Genomic DNA, 18388 nt, shown 5'->3' with positions numbered 1-18388 from the left:
GGCTATGCAAGAGACCGTTCCCGGCCCTCACCTGGCTTCTGACGTAGCGGCTACCTACCGGGTTTGACGGGTTGGACCACTATGGCAGAACCACCACCGCGTCTGGTGGGTTCGGCGGCAGCTGTCATCTTTCCGTCCTTATCGAACTCGATGGCTGTCGCAGCCCCGATCTCGGCAGCCGATGTGAATGCGTCCCCGGCCGGAACCAAGTCATGTCCCAAGGACTCAAGCGCAGGACCATAAGCCTCGATGAAGGCCGGTTCCGAGCTGACGGTGGCGCCATTCCGTGGTGCGGCCCGCGGTGCAGCGAGGGCCTCGGAGACTGTCATCCCCAAGTCGACGCGGTTCAGGATGGTCTGCAATACCGTGGTGATGATGGTCGATCCGCCGGGGGAGCCCAACGCCAGGAACGGCTTCTGGTCTTTGAGGATGATGGTGGGGGACATCGAGGAACGCGGACGCTTGTTCGGCTCGATCCGGTTGGGATCCTTCGGATCGTAGACCGTGCTGAAATCAGTGAGCTCGTTGTTCAGCAGGAAGCCGCGGCCCGGTACAACAATCCCCGAACCACCGGTCTGCTCGATCGTCAGCGTGTACTCCACCACGTTGCCCCACTTGTCGGCGACCGTCAGGTTCGTCGTGGAGATGTTTTCTGTATCCGTCTCATTGGCGAGGGGCGCCACGGCGGCCGGGCACGCGCCGTCGTACGTCTCTATATTGCCGGGGGCTACCGGCTTGGGAGCGGCCGCCGTCGGATCGATTTCGCAGGAGCGTTCCTTGGCGAAAACGTCGTCCAGCAACGTACTGGTGGGAACATTCACGAAGGCAGGATCGCCGACGTAGGCGCCACGGTCAGCGAAGGCGAGCGAGCTGGCCTCGAAGTAGTGGTGCAGGGCATCAACGGGCTTCATGCCTTTGAGGTCGTAATTCTCCAGGATGTTCAGCGCCTCGCCCACCGTGGTGCCGCCGCTGCTGGAAGGAGCCATGCCGTAAACGTCGTAACCCCGGTACCCCACTTTGGTGGCGTCCTGGTCCAGGGCCTTGTAGTTGGCAAGGTCCTGCGTGGTCATGGTGCCGACAGGGACGGGAAGCGTGGTTTCGGCAGTCTTCGGCGGAGCCTGCACGGTCTTGACGATCTCCTCCGCGAGCGGGCCACCGTAGAAGGCGTCGGTGCCCTCCTTGGCGAGCAGGCGGTAGGTCGCGGCGAGGTCATGGTTCTGGAAGACACTTCCGACGGCGGGAGCGTCACCACCGGGGAGGAACAGGTCCCGGGTAGGAGTGAACGCATCGAAGCGGACCTTATTGTCCAGGGTCTGCTGCCGGAACGTCTCATCTACAACGAAGCCACGGTTTGCCACTTTGATGGCGGGTTTCAACGCGTCGCCCAGGCTCAACGTCCCCCAACGTTCCAGGGCCCGCTCCCACGTTGCAGGCGTGCCGGGCACGCCGACGGAGACGCCGCTGGTGACCAGATCGGGAGTGAACTTATATGGCTTCTGGGTGGCAGGGTCAATAAAGGCATCGGGCTTCATGCTGGCCGGAGCGGTTTCGCGGCCGTCGATAGTGCCCACCTGCTTGGTTTTCGCGTCATAGAACACGAAGTAGCCGCCGCCTCCAATGCCGGCGCTGTACGGTTCGGTGACGCCAAGGGTAGCTGCCGCTGCAACCGCGGCATCAGCTGCGTTGCCGCCCTTCTTCAGTACCTCGATGGCCGCCGCGGAAGCCTCGGGATCTACGGTGCTCACGGCACCCCCGTAGCCGGTGGCCGTAGCGTTCTTGTCGGTTGTGCGGGGATCGGCGAAGGCCGGACTGGCCATTGCCCCGCTCGTCGCGGTTAGTGCCAGGGCTGCCGTTACGGCAGCCAGCTGACGTCTCACATGTGTCATGGTTCCTCCCAGAGTTCTTCCAGACGGTGATGTGGGTGGACGGTTCGGTCACCCTACCCCGGGGGTCTGCAAGGGGACAACGGTTGAAATCCGGGGTGGATTGGGAGTAAGGGCGTTACTGTGCGGGGATGCTGGAGTGCGTTTATTCGTGCGCTTACTTGGCAGGGAGCTCGCCGATGACAGCTACTGGCGTGAGCAGCACGGGGCAAGCCCAAACGCCGTGGTCGCCCACCGCTTGAGCGGCCAGGGGATGATTGTTCGGATGCCAAGGACACTGTGGCCAGTTGCTGTTGGTGGGGCCGTTTTCTTCGATCACCCATTCCTGGACCTGGTCTGCCACTGATGCCAGCTGGTCCGCTCCGGGGATGTTGGCCCTCACCGACACGCCCTGTCCGGTGGAATCCCTGGTGCTGTAAATCATCGCCGAGATTGCCTGCGGGTCCTCGTCCCAATCGACGACTTCAACGCGTGGCTCCGTAAGCCCGGAGGAATTCACATCCCGCAAGACGCGGTTGATGATCTCCACAATATTTGGCTCCACGGAATCCTCTCTGGCTGGAATCACTACTTGTCGCCACGGTACACGGGCGTTCAGAAACCAGCCTCACCGGACATATAGGCTCGAAATCTACTCCGGGTCGAAGTGTCCTGGAAACGTCACGAGGGAAACTAGTTGATGTATGCCGTTCCCAAATTCGTCAGGTACCAGTCGGCACACGTGAATGCGCGGGGGATCTTCGTCGGCATATTTGGCTTGGCAAACGGGCTGGCGAAGGACGGGAGGCTAAGCGAAGAGGATCACCAATGGTGGCAGACCGCCAATGCTTGGTACGACGCTGCCTACCCTGATCCCAACCTCATAGATCCCAGTGTGTATGACCGCACCATCAACCCTCACGCCCAAGCGTGGTTCAAGACCAATGCTGTTCATCTGCTGACAAGGATCCCAGGTTATTTGGACCTGTTGGATCGTCACGACGTGAAATGGGAAGAACTTCGTTCATCAGCCCCTGGACGCTTTCTCTACGAGGACGACGTTCAGGTGGTGGTGGTACCGAACCCTTGAGTGGGTACCGTGGAGCCATGGCAATCAACTTTGAGGTGCGTCGTGCTGATCCTGCGGATGCGCCCGGCATGGCAAAAGTGCATGTGGATACTTGGCGCGAAACGTACCGGGGCTTGATGAGCGATTCTGAGCTGGACGATCCCGGGCTCCTGGAATGGCGCGAGAAATTCTGGACCGCAGCGCTGACTGATCCTCGCTATGAAAAGAACAACGTTGCTGTGGCTTTGCATGATGACAAATTGATCGGCATTGCCATGTCAGGTCCTTCTTCTGATATTCCTGAAGAGCCGCAGGAGTTGTACGTCCTTTACGCCTACGCCTCGTCCCACGGCTCAGGTGTGGGAGCTGCCCTTCTCAACGAAGTCATCAGCCCTGCCGCTTCTGCTGTGCTGTGGGTGGCTGACCCCAATCCACGAGCCCAGGCCTTCTACCGGAAGAACGGGTTTGTTGCCGACGGGGCGGAGAAGGTCGAAGACGGCGTAAAGGACATCCGGATGGTCCGCACCGCCCGCCAGAACTAGCGGGCGGCCGGGGAGCGCCGAGCAGCGACAGCCTGAACCCCGACACCTACAAGACCAATGCCCAAGGCCAGCAAAAGAGTCGGAAGTGCCTCTCCGTCTGGACCGAGGGCCTGGCCGAAGACATCGCGTCCCATCGCGAGCATCTCGGGGATATCTCCAGCGAGTACACGTGTTCCCAGAACTGATTGGACCGCGGTGAAGAGTGCAGGAAGCAGCCACAGGAAGACAAGGTTGAGCACCCAAGCCACCACGTGACGTGCGTGCCGGAGTCCGCACCAGGCCAGCGCGCAACCGACCAAAACGGCCGGTACCCAGCGGGCAACGGTTGGGACAGCGGTTGGTACGTTCAGGAATCGCACAACGTTCACTACCCACACCACGGCCCATGTGGTGACTGGTATGGCCATGAGTCCGAATCCAATGGTCGCCTTGACCGTTGAAGGTGAAGCGATCAGCAATAACGCGAGCAGCGCTGCAAGTACGCAACCGATAACGCCGGCCAGAAGACCTCCGAAGTAAAGCCCGGACAGGCTTCCGGGCAATAGCCCATCTTTGAGTACCGTGAACGACTGGATGGTGGCGGTGAAGTGCACCACGAGGACGCCGGATGCGGCGCACCAGGTAACGAGTCGACGGCGAACGGGCGACCAGATGCGAACTGCCAGCCCGGCAACAGCCCCACCAACTGTGAGAAGCGCCAGGATAGTGGTCGCCTCGTACTGGCTCAAAGGCAGCAGGGCGGGAGGCATCTGCGCTGGCATGACCTGCGTAGCCCACAAATTTTGTAGCGGCAGGGTGGCTCCAGTAATCCACCAAGGCGCCAGGCCAAGAACGCCGGCGAAAAGCCCTATCAGCCACCCCCGCAGAGCGTCACGGCCGGGAGTGCTGGGTGGTTTCCTGGGCGGCACGGAATGCTGCACAGTTTGCTCGGGCTGGCTCACGAGGCTCCTCGTTTGAGTCTGACATGGAGTGCCCAGCCTCCAGGAGGAGGGCCAACCGCCAAGACTACACCGAGTGGACTAATTGGAGTTTACACAACCAGCCGCAGCGGCCTCTGCCCCAGTTGCACCGTGATCTCCTGCCCCCATGTCGCCGTTAGTCGGTCGTCCTCCATGCCATCGCCGAAGACCACCAGCTGATCCGACGCCACGGTAACCCGCAGTACTTCGCCGGCTTCCAGGACACCCTCTGTCAGCGAGGCGCCCGTAATGGGTGAAGGCCAGGCTTCGCGAACGAACCAGGCAAGCCGACGATCGGTGGGTGCCGGCAGCGCGCGTCCGCCGCGTTCCAGGGCGATCGAAGCGCACCAGCCGGTGGCGCCGGTGCCTGTGGAAACGATCAGGCCCGACGACGACTGCCGCTCGGTTTGCCCGCCGGGCTGGGTAAAACTGGGCGCCATCACGGTGTACTTTGCCGACTGGTGCGAGGCATGCCCGACGAAAACTTCGTTGAGAGCCGAAAGCCGCTGCCCGTCGTCGAGCGTTGCTGTCACGGTGGTGAGATCCTGGCAGCGCAGCCGTCCGACGTCGGCAGTGGCCAGCAGCGCTGCCGCCGCTGCCGGAGTGTGGCGGACCAGGACGCCGGGGTTGGCGCCGGGCTCCGGGTCGATGCCGATGACCGGCTGGCCGTTCAGGTATTTGGCGACGTTCGCCACCAGCCCGTCCTGCCCCACTACGGCGATGATGTCCTCGGCGGTGAGCAGGAAGCGGCTGAGGTCTGCGCGTTCCACTTCCGCCTGACGCCAATCGGACGGCACGGCAGCGCGGATGGTTGCCAGGGCTGCGGTGAGGTGATCGTGCCGGTCCTGCACGTCCTGGATGCTGCGGCCGCGGGTGCGGAGGAAGAACTCGGCCTGGCCGCGAGTGGCGTGCCGGTCCAGGAGTTCCTGGAGTTCGGTCCGCCGGTGGACAATGACGATGCGCGGGGTGGCCATGATGGGTCCTTACTTGGTGGCTTCAACGGTAGCGGTGGGTTCCTTGAACAGCCCGGCAAGTGCTCCGCTGAGGAGGTCCGGAGTGATCGTGAGGTTCCCGATGTTCGGCAGGCTGCCGGCCGCGTCCTTCAAGGCCAGTGCCAACAGTGTGGCCTGTTCCATAGTGCGGTACACCTCCATGGTGGCGGCCTCGCGGGCAGCGGCCGCTTCACCAACGAGGCGAATCTGATTTGCCTCGGCCGCTGCGCCAATGCCCTGCCGTTCAGCGGAGCCTTGGGCCTCGATCAAGCCCGCGGCGGCCTTCTCTTCCGCTGCCCGGCGTGCGTTCGCACCCTCTTGGGCTACCAGGTTTTCACGTCTCACGGCCAATTCAATCTGGCTCGCCATCTCGTTCTCGGAAATGGTGCGTTCACGCTCGACGGCGACTGCCCGCCTCTCGTACACAGCCCGGTCCGCTTCGGCTTGGAGCTGTTCGCGCACCGGCGTCTGGAGGGCGCGTTCGACGTCGGCTTCGGGCCGAACAGCCAACACCTGCACGCCGAGGATTTCGATGCCGGTGGACTGCAACCGGGCGTCTGCCCGCAGCGCCTCGGTGAGGACAATCCGGAGTTGGCTGACTCCGCGTTCGAGTGCCTCGGCCAGTGTGGTGGTGGCGATCTGGTCGATCGCGTGGCTCTGGCACAGTTGGCCGATGATCGTAGAGACCTGCTCGCGTCCGGTGGCCGGCGCCTTGCCCGCGGTCTGCAGGCCGAAGTCCAGGCGGGTGGAGACAGCCACGGGATCGATGAAGCGGTACGTCACGTTGGCCTGCACGCTGACGTCCTGGTGGTCGCGGGTGATGGCGTGGAACAGGGTGGGGAGTTCCTGGTCGTCCACGGGAATCTCGCTCAACACGGAGTTCGCGGGGCGGAAGAAGAAGGCTTGGCCCACTCCCTGGTGTGTGACGGCGCCCTTTTGCAGGTGGACGACGTAGCCCGTGGGGCTGCCAAGGAAGTGGCTGATCCAGGGGTAGCGCTTGATGGTGGCCATGATGTTCTCGCTTTCGCTTCGGTTATCGTCGTTTTGACGATAACTAAACGATAGAGGCGCAGAACCTTTATTGTCAACATGACGATAACTTCTTACACTTGGTACATGCCTGCATCCCATACCGCCCCCGAGCGCTTCCCGGTGACCGTGGACGTCGTCGCCCTTACTGTCCGTAACAGCCAGCTGAACGTCCTGCTCATCACCCGGCTCATCGAGCCCTTCAAAGGAAAGCTGGCTCTACCCGGCGGCTTCGTCCTGGCGGGCGAGGACCTGCTGGAAGCGGCGGGTCGGGAACTGGCGGAGGAGGCTGGCGTCGAGCATCTTCCCGGGCACCTGGAGCAGTTGGGTAGTTACGGCCCCAAGGGCCGCGACCCCCGAGGCGACGTCCTGACCGTCGCCCACTTGCTGCTGGCGCCGGACTTCCCGGTGTTGTCAGCCGGCAGCGACGCCGAGCAAGCTGCCTGGTACCCGGTGCGGGAGGTCCTCGACGGGACGTACCAACTGGCGTTTGACCATTCGCGGATCCTCGCCGACGCCTTGGAACGCGCCAAGTCGAAACTGGAATACTCTCCGTTGGGTGCAGCCTTCTGCGGGGAAGAATTTACGATCGCGCAGCTCCGGGCCGTTTACGAGGCGGTATGGGGGACACGCCTGGACCCCCGGAATTTCCACCGAAAAGCGACCGGGACGCCCGGATTCCTCGAGGACACCGGGCGAATGACAGCGGGCGACGCCGGGCGGCCGGCCGCGCTGTTCAGGCTCGCCCCCGAAGCACGCCCGACGCCGGGCCACCCGGCCCGTGCGGTGCTGAACCCGCCGCTGATGCGGCCGAGGGATTAGAGTGGCTGGCACTGAACTGGGGCAGTCGCGATTCGCGCAGAGTTCAGGACGTTGAAGAGCCAGCAAGAACGAACCTTCACGCACACTTCCACGGACAATCCCATGGGCTCTGTGACGGACAGGGGTTTCTTGCGCCGACGAGGGGACGTGAGGTGGCAAGCCCGAGTTAGGGAATGATGGCGTATTCCGTGAAGTGGCCACAGGCTTTAAACCCGAGACGGCGGTATACGGGTTCCCCCTCCTCGGAGGCCTGCAATACGGCGGTTTCGTATCCGGCCTCGCGCGCGGTTTCGAGTGCGGCCACAGTGATTGCTCCGCCAAAGCCTCGTCGGCGGTCGGAGGCGAGCGTGGCAATGTTGTATATCCCAGCAACGCTCGAATGCAAGAACACTTCGGCCGAACAGACGGGGCGACCGTTTATGTATCCGACCAGGTAGCGAGCGGGACAATCGGTGGCGAGGGCAGAGTCCGCCGCCTCGGCAAAGAATTGCTGGACTGTGGCTGCTGGCGGGCTCCAGTTTGCAGCGAGGATCGCGGCGTAATCGGCGAGCTGTTCCGGGGTGGTCACCTGACGGATTGTCAGGTCTTCTACTCGCGGCTCAGGGAGGTCGCCGTGCAGGTCCTTCCACATGCCTTTCTCTGTCTCTGACGCTTCGAGGCCGGCGTTCTCAAGGTATTCGCCAAGATTGCCCGGAGTAGAGGCAGGGCCCACCCACCAAGAGAACGGGCGGTCGGTGGATGCCAGGGTTCGGACCGTCTCCGCGGTGCGGGTTTGCGCTGTGTCCTGAGCGAATTGGGCTGCGGCGACGATGTTGAAGGTGTCGTCGGCCAGGCCGCTATCGGCGATCAGGAGATCGGCTGTTTTTACAACGGAGGCACCGAGGCGGTTAAGGTGCAAGTGACTGGCATGCTCAGCTAGATTCTGTTCCATCGCGTGCTGCAGATCGGATTCAGAGCCAAGCGAAAAATTCGCGGCTTCCATGATGATCCATTCAAACATGCTTCCTCGAGGGTGCCGGGCGCTGATCCCACTCAGCGTCTCCGAAGCCTGCTGGTGGGCCGGTCCAAAAAGCCAGCGAAGTGTGACACGGTAGTCTGCCGATCAGCCCCCCCAGGTGGCTCGTCGAACGCCCGTGAGCCGATCCGTTACCGGACGGCCAGGTAAGAACGACTAATTACACCCGGCCCCAAAATCTTTCCGAAACCTGCTTCTTTTTCATGGTGGAGGGTCCGCTCAGGTGCCCCGTAAGCCGGTGTTCCAAAGGGCATCGCAGCGCCCCAGGGGGAACTTTTGCCGGAACATGCTGGCCCACCCATTCAAGGAATGGTGACGTGTTCGTCAACCCGATCTGTGAATGGGGGCTCGTCCGGACAGGCCACCGAAGCCATGACGGGACCCCCGGCATTCGCCGTGTATCGGACACATGCGTTGACAGTCCGCTGCTCCGCCCACCAGCCACCACTGGTGGTGAGATGTTCGCGGTAGTACCGGTCGGCGAAGAAGTTACCGTCGGTGTCCCAGCCGAACGAGTATGGAGCACTTACTCCCTGCAACCGTGAGCGCACCTGATCCCGGTCGGATGTATCTACGTTGGCCGTGAATTGGGTGAACCACTCCATACCCTCTGCAGCGCGTTCCCGGATGGTCCGTTGGCCCATTTCCTCGATGCTTGGACCGGCGCAGGAGGACAAAGCAAAGAGAATAACCATTGCGCAGCATAGCTGCCAGACACGTGCCATTCATTCCCCCCCCCCAAGGATGGTGAAGCCCTAGCCTAGCCTTCCGAACTGAAAGGCGGGCTGGCCGAAACTGCCATACCGTTTGGAAGTCATCTGTTCCGCGATTGGCCGGCGCGGTCCAGGACCGCCGTGGCGGTGGACTCGGGGTCAGGCGTCGAAATCAACCAGGTGCGGGTGGGGGTCTCCATGACCATGGCCGGACCGCCGACCAGCAGTCCCCACGTTCGCTGGCCCAAGTATCGGACGCCAAAGCCTTCGGTCATGGAACTGGACGGCGCCGGAGAGGCATCGACGATGTCCTCCAGCGGGATCGTCTTGGCATAGAACGGCTGGCATCTGACCGTCAGGTTCTGCTCTGTGGCTTCAATGGTCACCCTGATGCGAAGTACTGAGACTGTCAGGAGAGCAATGACCGCCACCATCCCAGCGCTGATCAACAGGACACCACTGGGAATTGCGGTCACGATGATGAAGACGCACAGCAGGCCCACCACAGTTGCTATGACTTTCTGAGAGCGGCGGCTGATCCCGGCCTCCGAAATCATGGTTGATGTCCGGTTCACAGGTCACCCGCCAGCGTCCTGACGCGGGACAGAAAATGCTCGCGGAGCTCAGGGTCCGGGGCAACCGAATCGAAGACGCCTGCGAGCATCACCGCAGCGTCAAGACCGAAGATGGTCCAGCATGGGCCGCCGACGTCGATGCTCCCGCCGGCTTTGGAGTAGCCCTTCAGGAAGGCAGGGTAGTCGATGCCGTTTTCCTTGATGACCGCGTACTCCTGGATCCGTGCGATCTCCAGTTCTGGAGGTGCTGCGAGGGCGTTGCTCCAGTCGAAAATCGAAAGCAGCTGACCCTTTTGGACCCGTACGTTTTGGCGTCGAAGGTCCATATGGATAAGGCAGACCTCGTGGCCGCCGGCATCGAGTATTGCCTGCAACGTTGCTGTGGGAGGAAGAACGGGAAGCGAATGGCGGATCCGAAGACGCGCGTAGCGTTCCTCCAGCCGGTGAACGATCCGGTCATCCCAGGGCCTTCCTGCTTGGGCAACCAAAGGAAAGTCTGGGACTGGCAGCCCGTGCATGGAGGCGACAACGGACCCGAGTGCCGCGGAATCCAGTTCGGAGCCGTCATCGTCCAATACTTCAAGGATCAGCACGGGAATGCTGTCCTGAATTGTCAGATCTATGGCAGCGGCGCTGGGCACTCCGTTGTCCGCTGCCCAGCGTGCCAAGGCCATTTCCTGCCGCTGGAGCAAACCGGCCGGTACCCCGTTGTTGTTGACGGTGTTGAATTCACGCGAACGGGGAATCCGGTAGCCCTCACGAACCAAGCCACCGGCGGCTTCATAGAAGAGGAACTCCGTCCCGGCTCCTGCCAACGCCACTGAACCGGCATCCCGGCGAGCAGCGACCGCTAAGGCGATGTCCGTCGTCGTGTGTTCAGCGGACTGACTCAAGGATGCCCTTCACCCTGAGTGGAGGCGTTACCGGGTGATTGGGGCACAGAGGTTCCGCGCCGCATCCGAATCCAGCGGTCAACGAAAACCGCGAGGGCGGCCACAACACACCCCAAAGCCAAAGATGGCAGGGGCCCCAACGCCCACAAAAAAGCAACGTACGTCCCGAATCCGAACACGAAGACCAGCAGGCTGCGTCTGGTTTTGGCACTCATGAAATCCCCCCAAAAAACGCCGTAATTGGCATGGAGCGAGCCTACCCCTCGGCAGGCTGGATCTGCATCATGAGCCCAAAGAGGTCCGGGAGCCCGTGTTCTTCACTGATTTGACCGTCTACAAAGCGATAGATGTTCATTGCCTGCGCTTGTATAGCTTTACCGGTTGCCGCTATGCCCAGGAATTCTCCGTGGTGGGTGCCCCGGAGGGTGAATCGCGCGGCCACGGTGTTTCCTTCAATAACGGTCTCCTCCAGTGACCACTGGACGTCGGGAAAAGCTTGCCGCATGATCCCGATGATTTGGAGGTAGCCGCTTGGGCCCTGAACCGGCTCCGGCAGGAAGGGCACATGGAACGTGGCCGATGGTGAAATGATCTCATCACCAATCTGCTGGTCGGCTGAATTGATGAATTCAACAAAACGCTTCATGCGTTCACGAAGTTCGTCAGTCATTTGCTTGCTTCCTTTACTTAGCGGGTCAGCTGGATCGCCGCGCTGCAGCCATCGGACTGACGTGTCGGAGACGTCTCAGCAGTTCCATGAGTTCCTCAGCGCCCTGCTGGCTCAGCGCCGGAGCGAGCCGAAGTTCAAGTTCGGCGTCAACCGTCTTCCGGGCACGTTCCAGGATGGTGCGCCCTTCGACCGTCAGCTCGATCAGGGAGGACCTGCGATCATCCGGGTTGTTTCTCCGGCGGCAATAACCGGACTTTTCGATCCGGTCAATGAGCTTGCTGGTGCCTCCAACCGAGATCGCAAGAGCCGTGGCCACGTCCAAAACCCGGCATGCCCCCAATCGGTCAATGACAGCCATCGGTTCAAATCTGCTCATCGGGAGTCCGTGCTCTTTGCGCAGAAGGCTATCGAGTCCGTCCCACAGCTCAGTTTCCAATCGGGTCAGCTCGCTGAATAGGGGGTACAGCGAATCGGTTTCGATGCCCTTGCTCATAGCGGGAAGCCTAACATCTAGTTTCCATGGAACCTAGTTCCTTGGAATGCTCATGGCTTCGCTCCCTGCGACCACCCGGTTCAGCCGGGCCAGCACCTGCTCCGGCGTCCCGCTGGCGTCTACCACCACAAATTCATCGAACTCGGGCAGCGAACGGTACGCGGAACGGAAGGCCTGCAGATCGGCAAGTGTCTCGTTGTCAGTCCCGCGTGCGGTGACGCGTTGATGGGCAAGGCGGGGATCGACGTCGAAATGGACCGAGAGGTCCGGCGCAGGGAGCTTTCCCAGGAGCCACGGAAGCAGCCGGCCGCGGCCTAGCCCGTTGGCCTGGCGCAGCGCGAGTTGGCAATGCAGGTGCCGGTCCATCACCACCAGTCCGTCGAACCTCTGGGCGCGCGCATGATTGACCAGCACGTTGAACAGCCGCACAGTGGTCTCGATGACATCGGCCACGCGTGGCGGCAGCTTCCAGCCAAGTCGCTCGGACAACAGGGATAGCCGCCGGCGGGCAGCGTGGTTGGCGAGCAGCAGGGCGTTCTTCCCATCAGCTCGGGCCGATTCAACCAAGGCGCGGGCCGCCGTCGTTTTTCCTGAACCGTCAATTCCAGTCAGAACAATGAGCATGAGGCCTCCCCTCGTTTCCTTTCCAACGAAGGGAGGCGCCCTCTTGTGCCGGGAAGCGGCGTGAGTCAGGCCACAGACCCCCACGTGAAGCGCGGCTGCTCACGGTTCAAGAAGGCGTTGATGCCGATTTCCATGTCCGGGCTATCCGGCATCGCCGACCACGCTTCAGCCCACTCCTGGTCAATGACGGCAAGGCCGGAGTCGGAGGCATCCGTCAAGTCCACCAGCCGCTTCATGGCAAGCATGGAGAACCGCGAACGGCTCCGGAGCGTACTGACCAGCGCTGCGCACTTGTCCTCAAAAGACTCGGAAGGCACGACGTCGGCCACCAGGCCGAGCGCGCGGGCTTCAGTGGCGCTGAACGTCTGTCCGGTGAGGAGGATGTACTTTGCCTTGGCATGACCCATCTGCCGGACGAGCCGTTCCAAACCGGGGCGCGGGTAGATGATGCCGATCTTGGCCGGGGTGAGCCCGATGACGGCCTGATCGTTGGCGATGATGAAGTCGCAGGCGGAGGCGATCTGCCAGCCACCACCCATGCAGGCACCCTCCACCAAGGCCACCGTGGGCTTGGACACTGCAGCGATGGCAGCATCGGCGGCGCTGAGGTGATCCACTGTGGTCCCGTCCGCCTGAGGATCGATCAGCACGGACGCGAGTTCGCTGATGGCCGCCCCTGCGCAGAACGTATTACCCGCCCCTCGCAGTACCACCACGGCAACATCAGGATGGGCGTCCAGTTGCGGCATCAGCTCCTGAACTTCCAAGCACATGGCCCGGGTGAGGGCGTTGCGTTGGGAGAGGTTGCTGATCTCTACGGTGGCCACGCCATCAACCACCGAGAGGGAGATGCGGCCTGCGCGGGAAACCTCGGGGTGGGCAGTGTTGGTTGCAGGGGACATCACAGTCATCGCTGTGCTCCCATCGTTTCCGGAACCTGCTCGGAAGCCGACGTGCAGAGGAGGCGGCCCTCGCGCTCAAGCCGGGTGACGTCGTCGTGCGTCATTCCACGCTCCATCAGTATTTGGGCGGTGTGCTCGCCAAGCAGTGGCGGGGGAGCCAGGATTTCGCTGGCCTCGCCATCCAGGCTGAGCGGGCCGCGGAGCAGGGGGAGTGCGGAGCCATCACGTCGCCTGCTGTGCTGGACGAGCCCCAAGGCCGCCACCTGCTCAGAGGCCAGCGCCTGGATGTAGTTGTAGATAGGGCCGCAGGGGATCCCGGCCTCACTGATCAGTGCCACCCACTGGGCCGCGGGTTTTGCGGAAAGGGCAGCTTCGATGAGCTCCGTCAGCTGGTCCCTGTTGGCCGAGCGGTCCGCGCCGGTGATGAAGCGGGGATCCTCCACGGCGGTGGGCATGCCCAGCAAGCCGCAGAAAGCCCGCCATTGTTTCTCGCTGCCCACAGCGATGTTGATGGATTCCGTGGCCGTGGCGAACATGCCATACGGGGCGATGACGGGGTGGTTGTTGCCCTGCGGCGTGGCTGCCTGGCCGAGGCTGAGCGCTTTTTGCCCTTGGAAGGCAGAAAGGTTCAAGGCGGTTTCCAGTAGGGAAGTGGACACGCGGCCCGGGCGCTCGCCGTTCCGTGCCCCCAAGAGCGCTGACACGATCCCGAACGCACAGATCATGCCGGACGTGATGTCCACAATTGGTACGCCCACCCGGTAGGCCGAGCCGGGTCCGGGTCCCGTGACGGACATCAGCCCGGACATTCCCTGGATGACCTGGTCCAGTCCGGCGTCGTCCTTGAGGGGGCCCGTGTTGCCGAAGCCGGTAACGGATCCCACCACAAGCCCGGGGTTCAGCTCTTCAAGCCGGGATGCCGTGAAGCCCATTTTCTCCAGTGTTCCGGGCTTGAAGTTTTCTACCAGGACATCGGCGTCGGCAATCAAGCCGGCCAGGATTTCGCGTCCCTCGGCCGAGTAGAAGTCCAGGCATACGGAGGCTTTGTTGCGGTTGACGGAGTCGAAGTAGAGGCTGTGACCGTCCTGGAAGGGAGGCCATTGACGGGCAGTATCGCCGCCGTTGACGCTCTCGACTTTGATGATCCTGGCGCCCATGTCGGCAAGGAGCGCGGTGCAATAGGGGCCGGCGAGGGCCCGGCTGAGGTCGATCACGGTGATTCCGCGGAGTGGTTTGAGCATGATTTCTGTCCTGACTGTAAGGGGTTCAGAGGCTGGATGGCAGCACCAGGGCGCCTACCAGGAGGAGTGGTCCGGCTACCACCATGGACAGTCCCCAGCGGGTGAGGTGCTTGGTGATGCGGGGACGCTCGTCGGCGTCCACGGTGGCCACGAAGGTGGCGCCGACGGTGGAGAACGGCGAGACGTCAACAATGGACGAGCACACGCCAAGCGCGGCGATGACAGCCCACCCGGCAACGTCCCCGGAAGCCACCAGGGGAAGTGCAAGGGGGACCAGTGCAGCGAGCATCCCCGTAGTGGAGGCGAACGCGGAGACGAGGGCGCCGATAGCGCAAATCACCAGGGCGGCAAGCAACGGCGTCCCGACGGCGCCGGCTGCTTGGCCGAGCAAAGCGACGGCTCCCATGGTCTGAAGGACTCCGACGAACGTGATGATCCCGCCCACCAGGAGGACTGTGGACCAATCGATTTTGGTCACAGCTGATTTGCCGGACAGGGGATCGCAGAGCGTGAGGACCGATGCGAACGCGAAGCACAGGACGCCTATGTCCGGGCTGGCGCCGAGGACGGACATCAAAATGACGGTGACAACCAGTCCGGCCATGCAGAGCACGGTGATGATCTGGTTGCGGTCCAGCCGTGAAGGCTGCGGCGTGGGGGCCGGTTCGTCCAGGACCTGGACGGACTGTTGGGCGGCCTTCTTGCCCCTCGCAATGTTGCCTTCGCGCTCAAAAGGGTGCGACGGCGTCGGGCGGCTTGCGCTGAAGCGCGGCACGGTGGTGCCGAACCCGTCAGCGGTGCGCGTGTTGAGCAGCTTGAACCCACCGAAGAGCACATAGGCGGCCCCGAGCAGCAGGATGTTGGTGCCCAGCGCCACGCTGAAAAGGACCAGTGGATCGAGGTCGATTCCGGCCGCCCTGGCGGTGCCGTAGGTAACGATGCCGAACAGGCTGGTGGGTGCGAATCCTCCGGCGCTGAGGCCGGAACCGATGGCCAGGCCCATGAGCATGCGGTCGATGCCGTACCTCTTGGCCAGCGGCATGCCGATGGGGGCCATGACCAGTCCCGCCAACGGCGAGCCCATGGCGGAGATGCCGATAGTGAGGGCAAAGAAGGCCAAGGGCAGGAAGAAAGCGCGGTCACCCACCTTGGCGATAGCCATCTCGATGATGCGATCGATGGTCCCGTTGGCTTGGGCGATCGCGAAGAAGTAGGTCACCCCGACCAGCAGGACAAGGATCCCGATGGGGAATCCTGACACCACCTTCTCGATGGTCATCCCTGCCATCCAGACGCCAACTCCTGCCGCCGCTGCGAACATGAGCACTCCAATGTGCACTTTGCGCAGGGTGGCCAGGACGAAGACGCCTACAAAGATGGCCAAGGCGAATATCTGTAATTCCATAGGCCCGTTCTCCAATCAAACTACATCGGTTCACTGGATGAACCATCGGTTCATTATGGGAAGTCGCCTGTAATGTAGGGCACTGAGGGAAGCCGGTCAAGCAGGAGGGGTGCATGAGCACGCAAAGCGTCGTCACGGCCATCAGGGTGCTGGAAGCGGTCTCGGACAACCAGCCGGCAGGATTGTCCGAGCTCAGCCGTGAAGTGGACGTGCCCAAGGCCACCGTCCTCCGAATGCTCAGGACGTTGGCCGAACTGGGGTGGGTGACGCAGTCCGAGGCCCAGGCCGGGAAGTGGGTCCTGACCAACCATGCCTTCGCCGTGGCAAGCCGTGGCAGCAGCGGATCAGTGATTCGGGATGCCGCCATGGGGCCGTTGAATGCGCTGCAGCTGGACACCACGGAGACGGTTCATCTGGCCGTCCCGGACCGCGGCTACATGCTCATTATCGAGCGGCTCGATACCCCGCACGTCCTCAGGGCCTTCCTGCCCCTGGGATCGCGCCTGCCGATGCATGCCTCCTCCACGGGCATGGCTTACTTGTCAGCTGCCGACGAAGCATTCGTTGACGAGTATTTGGCCGGGCCGCTGGAGGCGCTGACCCCGCAAACGGTGGTTGATCCCGCGCAGCTCCGCGCAATGATTGTGGACACCCGCGCGCGGGGGTACTCCATCAACGAGCAAGGGCTTAGTACGGGGATCACCTCAATCGGGGTGCCCCTGTTGGGCTCCGGCGGGGTAGCGGCTGGTTCCATCTCCATCTCAGGGCCCTCAAGCAGAATTGTGCCCGCCAAGTACCAAGAGTACGGCGAGGCTGCCGCGGGCACCGCTCTGGAGATCAGCAGGGCACTCGGCGCATTTTCCACAAAGGGGTTCTAAGTTTCCTGTCCAAATACTTCGCGCCGGCGGGCTGCGCGCCTATCATGATGCTATGTACGTGCCCCTCACGGGCTGAGGTTTCGGTTTGAACCTAATTCCGTGGGGGTACGTAAGCGATATGGAGGAGAAATTCTCCGATCGGTGCCCGTTGGCATGGGTGGCGCTTCAGAAATGGAGTACCAGCGGACGCCTTCCTGAATAGACAACAGTTATTGAAGGGATGCGTAGCTCAATGAATACACTTTTGATAATCGCCGGTGTCATCGCGATCATCTTGCTCCTGGTGGGCGGATTCAACCAGGCCCTCAGCTTCTTGCTGTGGGTGGGAATCATCCTGCTGGTACTGGCCTTGATCGGCTGGGTACTGGGCCGGGGCCGGTCGCGCGTATGACAACTGACCCCAACGAGGTTGCCGGTTTTGCACAGGTTCGGGATGGAACCACCACGCCCGGACATCCTATTCCAAGGGACCCAGGGACGCCGGACACCGGCAATCAGGTACCTGTAGGTGATTCGTCGTCGGAAAGTCCGGACGACGCCGTCGACGCGGGTCCCCGCGAATCAGCCAACCCGTCAGGGCCGGCAGAAGAAAAGGACGAAGGGACCGCGGACGACCGTGGTCTGACCACCGAACCCAATCCCACGGATTGATCGGAGCAGCGCGGCCGCGGGCGAAAGTTACCAGTCCGCGGCTGCGCTCTTGGTGAAGCCGTATTCGGCGTTAACCACTAATTTTCGAAAGTTGTCAGTTTAGCGATTGGCAGAATAATGCGTATCGGTTCAATCATCGGGCTGATCGTTGTAGTTTGGCTCATTATCGGCGCAATTGCGGCCGGCCAGCGGGGCTATTTCAGCACCCCGCCTGCGCAGTGCTCACAGTTTGCCACCATAGCCCTGAATATCGTTGCGGGCCCCCTGAATTACACGGGGCTGGATCCGCAAGGCGGATGCCAGGTCCCGCAGCCCTCCTGAACAGAGCTGTGTAGTGCCCCGCTGATGTCCTCATGCTTCCTGGCGCGAGGACCCTCCTTGGTGCGGTGGAAACCCCTTGCGCTCTCGGCGTCACGGCGTCCAGCCTGCTCGCTCATGGTGGAACCCTAAGGTACCGAATAGCCTTTTACTAAGTTTGCTGACTATTATCGTCAAAGGCATGGACATGCCACCAAGGGGCCTTATAGGTTCGAAGTGTTCCATAAAACACGTTCACCGCTCAGGGAAAGGACAGGTCACATGGACAAGCAGAACGCCACACCGGAAGAGGAAGTAGGAGGCTACGGCACTCCTACGGCAGAGCAGGAAGCCGGCGGAGGCCAGGCCCAACCCCGCGTGGAGGAAGACATCGAGGAAGCCGCCCTCGGAGAAGGTACCGGCGCCCCGAACCTCAGCCATCTGGACCCGGAAGACTCCGACAGCTCCGGCGAACCCGGCGCGGGCCGCTACGGCGGAACCGACGAGCAGTATTTGACCGAGCAGTCCATCCAGCCCAATGGCAACGATGGAGACCTGCCGGACGGCAGCGGCAATGACCTGCCTCAGGAAGAGTCACCCAACGACGATGACGAAGAAAGTTTCGACGCCGGCTAAGAGCTTTGGCTGGCGCGCTTTAGACAGGCGCGCCACTGGTTATGCAGCCAGCTGGCTGGCGCGCCACCAGTATTACCGCGTGAGCACCCGAGACACGATCGAAGGAGCAAATCCTATGGC

General features: G+C 62.3%; 23 protein-coding genes. 8 read left to right on the top strand and 15 right to left on the bottom strand.

Features of this window, described 5'->3' with window-relative positions:
• Positions 1-50 precede the first annotated feature (50 nt).
• Together ggt and HP499_RS02475 are read right to left on the bottom strand one after the other, a co-directional pair.
• On the bottom strand, positions 51-1886 hold the full coding sequence (gene ggt, locus HP499_RS02480) for a gamma-glutamyltransferase (RefSeq protein WP_172322371.1): 1836 nt from the start codon (positions 1884-1886) through the stop codon (positions 51-53).
• A 154-nt stretch (positions 1887-2040) separates the two neighbouring features.
• The gene (locus tag HP499_RS02475) at positions 2041-2427 is read right to left on the bottom strand and encodes a hypothetical protein (RefSeq protein ID WP_172322370.1); all 387 of its coding nucleotides are present in this window, start codon (positions 2425-2427) and stop codon (positions 2041-2043) included.
• Between the two features lie 135 nt (positions 2428-2562).
• Between HP499_RS02475 and HP499_RS02470 the strand changes: the two genes are divergently transcribed.
• Together HP499_RS02470 and HP499_RS02465 are read left to right on the top strand one after the other, a co-directional pair.
• Entirely contained in the window at positions 2563-2952 is a 390-nt protein-coding gene (locus tag HP499_RS02470) for a hypothetical protein (protein ID WP_172322369.1), read from the top strand.
• Positions 2953-2969: 17 nt separating this feature from the next.
• Positions 2970-3473 (top strand): GNAT family N-acetyltransferase, encoded by a 504-nt coding sequence (locus HP499_RS02465; RefSeq protein ID WP_216659670.1) that lies wholly within the window; start codon positions 2970-2972, stop codon positions 3471-3473.
• Here HP499_RS02465 and HP499_RS02460 read toward each other — a convergent pair.
• The 3 genes from HP499_RS02460 to HP499_RS02450 form a co-directional block, all read right to left on the bottom strand.
• Positions 3470-4414, bottom strand: coding sequence for a hypothetical protein (locus HP499_RS02460; protein WP_309138328.1), 945 nt, complete (start codon positions 4412-4414; stop codon positions 3470-3472). The genes HP499_RS02465 and HP499_RS02460 overlap by 4 nt on opposite strands.
• An 89-nt stretch (positions 4415-4503) precedes the next feature.
• Positions 4504-5406 carry an NAD(+)/NADH kinase gene (locus HP499_RS02455; RefSeq protein WP_172322368.1) on the bottom strand — a complete coding sequence of 301 codons (903 nt, stop codon included), beginning with the start codon at positions 5404-5406 and terminating at the stop codon, positions 4504-4506.
• A 9-nt stretch (positions 5407-5415) separates the two neighbouring features.
• Positions 5416-6435, bottom strand: a complete 1020-nt coding sequence (locus tag HP499_RS02450) for an SPFH domain-containing protein (RefSeq protein ID WP_172322367.1) — start codon at positions 6433-6435, stop codon at positions 5416-5418.
• A gap of 105 nt (positions 6436-6540) precedes the next feature.
• Between HP499_RS02450 and HP499_RS02445 the strand changes: the two genes are divergently transcribed.
• Positions 6541-7275: an NUDIX domain-containing protein gene (locus tag HP499_RS02445; protein WP_375154233.1), complete on the top strand. Its 735-nt coding sequence runs from the start codon at positions 6541-6543 to the stop codon at positions 7273-7275.
• A 166-nt stretch (positions 7276-7441) separates the two neighbouring features.
• Here the strand turns inward: HP499_RS02445 and HP499_RS02440 are convergent, their stop codons facing one another.
• The 10 genes from HP499_RS02440 to HP499_RS02395 form a co-directional block, all read right to left on the bottom strand.
• On the bottom strand, positions 7442-8275 hold the full coding sequence (locus tag HP499_RS02440; protein ID WP_216659669.1) for a GNAT family N-acetyltransferase: 834 nt from the start codon (positions 8273-8275) through the stop codon (positions 7442-7444).
• A gap of 317 nt (positions 8276-8592) precedes the next feature.
• Positions 8593-8985, bottom strand: coding sequence for a hypothetical protein (locus HP499_RS02435; RefSeq protein WP_172322365.1), 393 nt, complete (start codon positions 8983-8985; stop codon positions 8593-8595).
• A gap of 119 nt (positions 8986-9104) precedes the next feature.
• A complete protein-coding gene (locus tag HP499_RS02430; protein WP_309138327.1) occupies positions 9105-9578 on the bottom strand; it encodes a hypothetical protein in 474 nt (157 codons plus the stop codon).
• Complete coding sequence (locus tag HP499_RS02425; protein ID WP_172322363.1) at positions 9575-10471, bottom strand: phosphotransferase; 897 nt, start codon at positions 10469-10471, stop codon at positions 9575-9577. Before HP499_RS02425 ends, HP499_RS02430 begins: the two co-directional genes overlap by 4 nt.
• Before the next feature lie 256 nt (positions 10472-10727).
• Positions 10728-11141: an ester cyclase gene (locus HP499_RS02420; protein WP_172322362.1), complete on the bottom strand. Its 414-nt coding sequence runs from the start codon at positions 11139-11141 to the stop codon at positions 10728-10730.
• Between the two features lie 25 nt (positions 11142-11166).
• A complete protein-coding gene (locus HP499_RS02415; RefSeq protein ID WP_172322361.1) occupies positions 11167-11634 on the bottom strand; it encodes a MarR family winged helix-turn-helix transcriptional regulator in 468 nt (155 codons plus the stop codon).
• 33 nt (positions 11635-11667) lie between these two features.
• Complete coding sequence (locus tag HP499_RS02410) at positions 11668-12258, bottom strand: dTMP kinase (RefSeq protein ID WP_172322360.1); 591 nt, start codon at positions 12256-12258, stop codon at positions 11668-11670.
• A gap of 65 nt (positions 12259-12323) precedes the next feature.
• Positions 12324-13169, bottom strand: a complete 846-nt coding sequence (locus HP499_RS02405) for an enoyl-CoA hydratase/isomerase family protein (RefSeq protein ID WP_253951337.1) — start codon at positions 13167-13169, stop codon at positions 12324-12326.
• Positions 13166-14401, bottom strand: a complete 1236-nt coding sequence (locus HP499_RS02400) for a CaiB/BaiF CoA-transferase family protein (protein WP_172322359.1) — start codon at positions 14399-14401, stop codon at positions 13166-13168. The genes HP499_RS02405 and HP499_RS02400 overlap by 4 nt, the downstream gene beginning before the upstream one ends.
• 25 nt (positions 14402-14426) lie before the next feature.
• Positions 14427-15806 carry an SLC13 family permease gene (locus HP499_RS02395; RefSeq protein ID WP_172322358.1) on the bottom strand — a complete coding sequence of 460 codons (1380 nt, stop codon included), beginning with the start codon at positions 15804-15806 and terminating at the stop codon, positions 14427-14429.
• 113 nt (positions 15807-15919) lie between these two features.
• On the opposite strand from HP499_RS02395, the gene HP499_RS02390 reads away from it, so the two are divergent.
• From HP499_RS02390 to HP499_RS02370, 5 genes are all read left to right on the top strand, one after another.
• Positions 15920-16684 (top strand): IclR family transcriptional regulator, encoded by a 765-nt coding sequence (locus HP499_RS02390; protein WP_172322357.1) that lies wholly within the window; start codon positions 15920-15922, stop codon positions 16682-16684.
• A gap of 232 nt (positions 16685-16916) precedes the next feature.
• Entirely contained in the window at positions 16917-17075 is a 159-nt protein-coding gene (locus HP499_RS02385) for a hypothetical protein (protein WP_017200690.1), read from the top strand.
• Complete coding sequence (locus HP499_RS02380) at positions 17072-17335, top strand: hypothetical protein (protein WP_172322356.1); 264 nt, start codon at positions 17072-17074, stop codon at positions 17333-17335. The genes HP499_RS02385 and HP499_RS02380 overlap by 4 nt, the downstream gene beginning before the upstream one ends.
• Positions 17336-17452: 117 nt before the next feature.
• Entirely contained in the window at positions 17453-17656 is a 204-nt protein-coding gene (locus HP499_RS02375) for a hypothetical protein (RefSeq protein WP_172322355.1), read from the top strand.
• Between the two features lie 258 nt (positions 17657-17914).
• Positions 17915-18268 carry a hypothetical protein gene (locus tag HP499_RS02370; RefSeq protein WP_172322354.1) on the top strand — a complete coding sequence of 118 codons (354 nt, stop codon included), beginning with the start codon at positions 17915-17917 and terminating at the stop codon, positions 18266-18268.
• The last annotated feature ends 120 nt before the right edge of the window (positions 18269-18388 follow it).

The sequence above is a fragment of the Paenarthrobacter sp. CM16 genome, from assembly GCF_013179505.1.
Lineage (GTDB): Bacteria > Actinomycetota > Actinomycetes > Actinomycetales > Micrococcaceae > Arthrobacter.
Note: the sequence above shows the minus strand (reverse complement) of the source record. Positions and strands in the feature narration are given on the sequence as shown.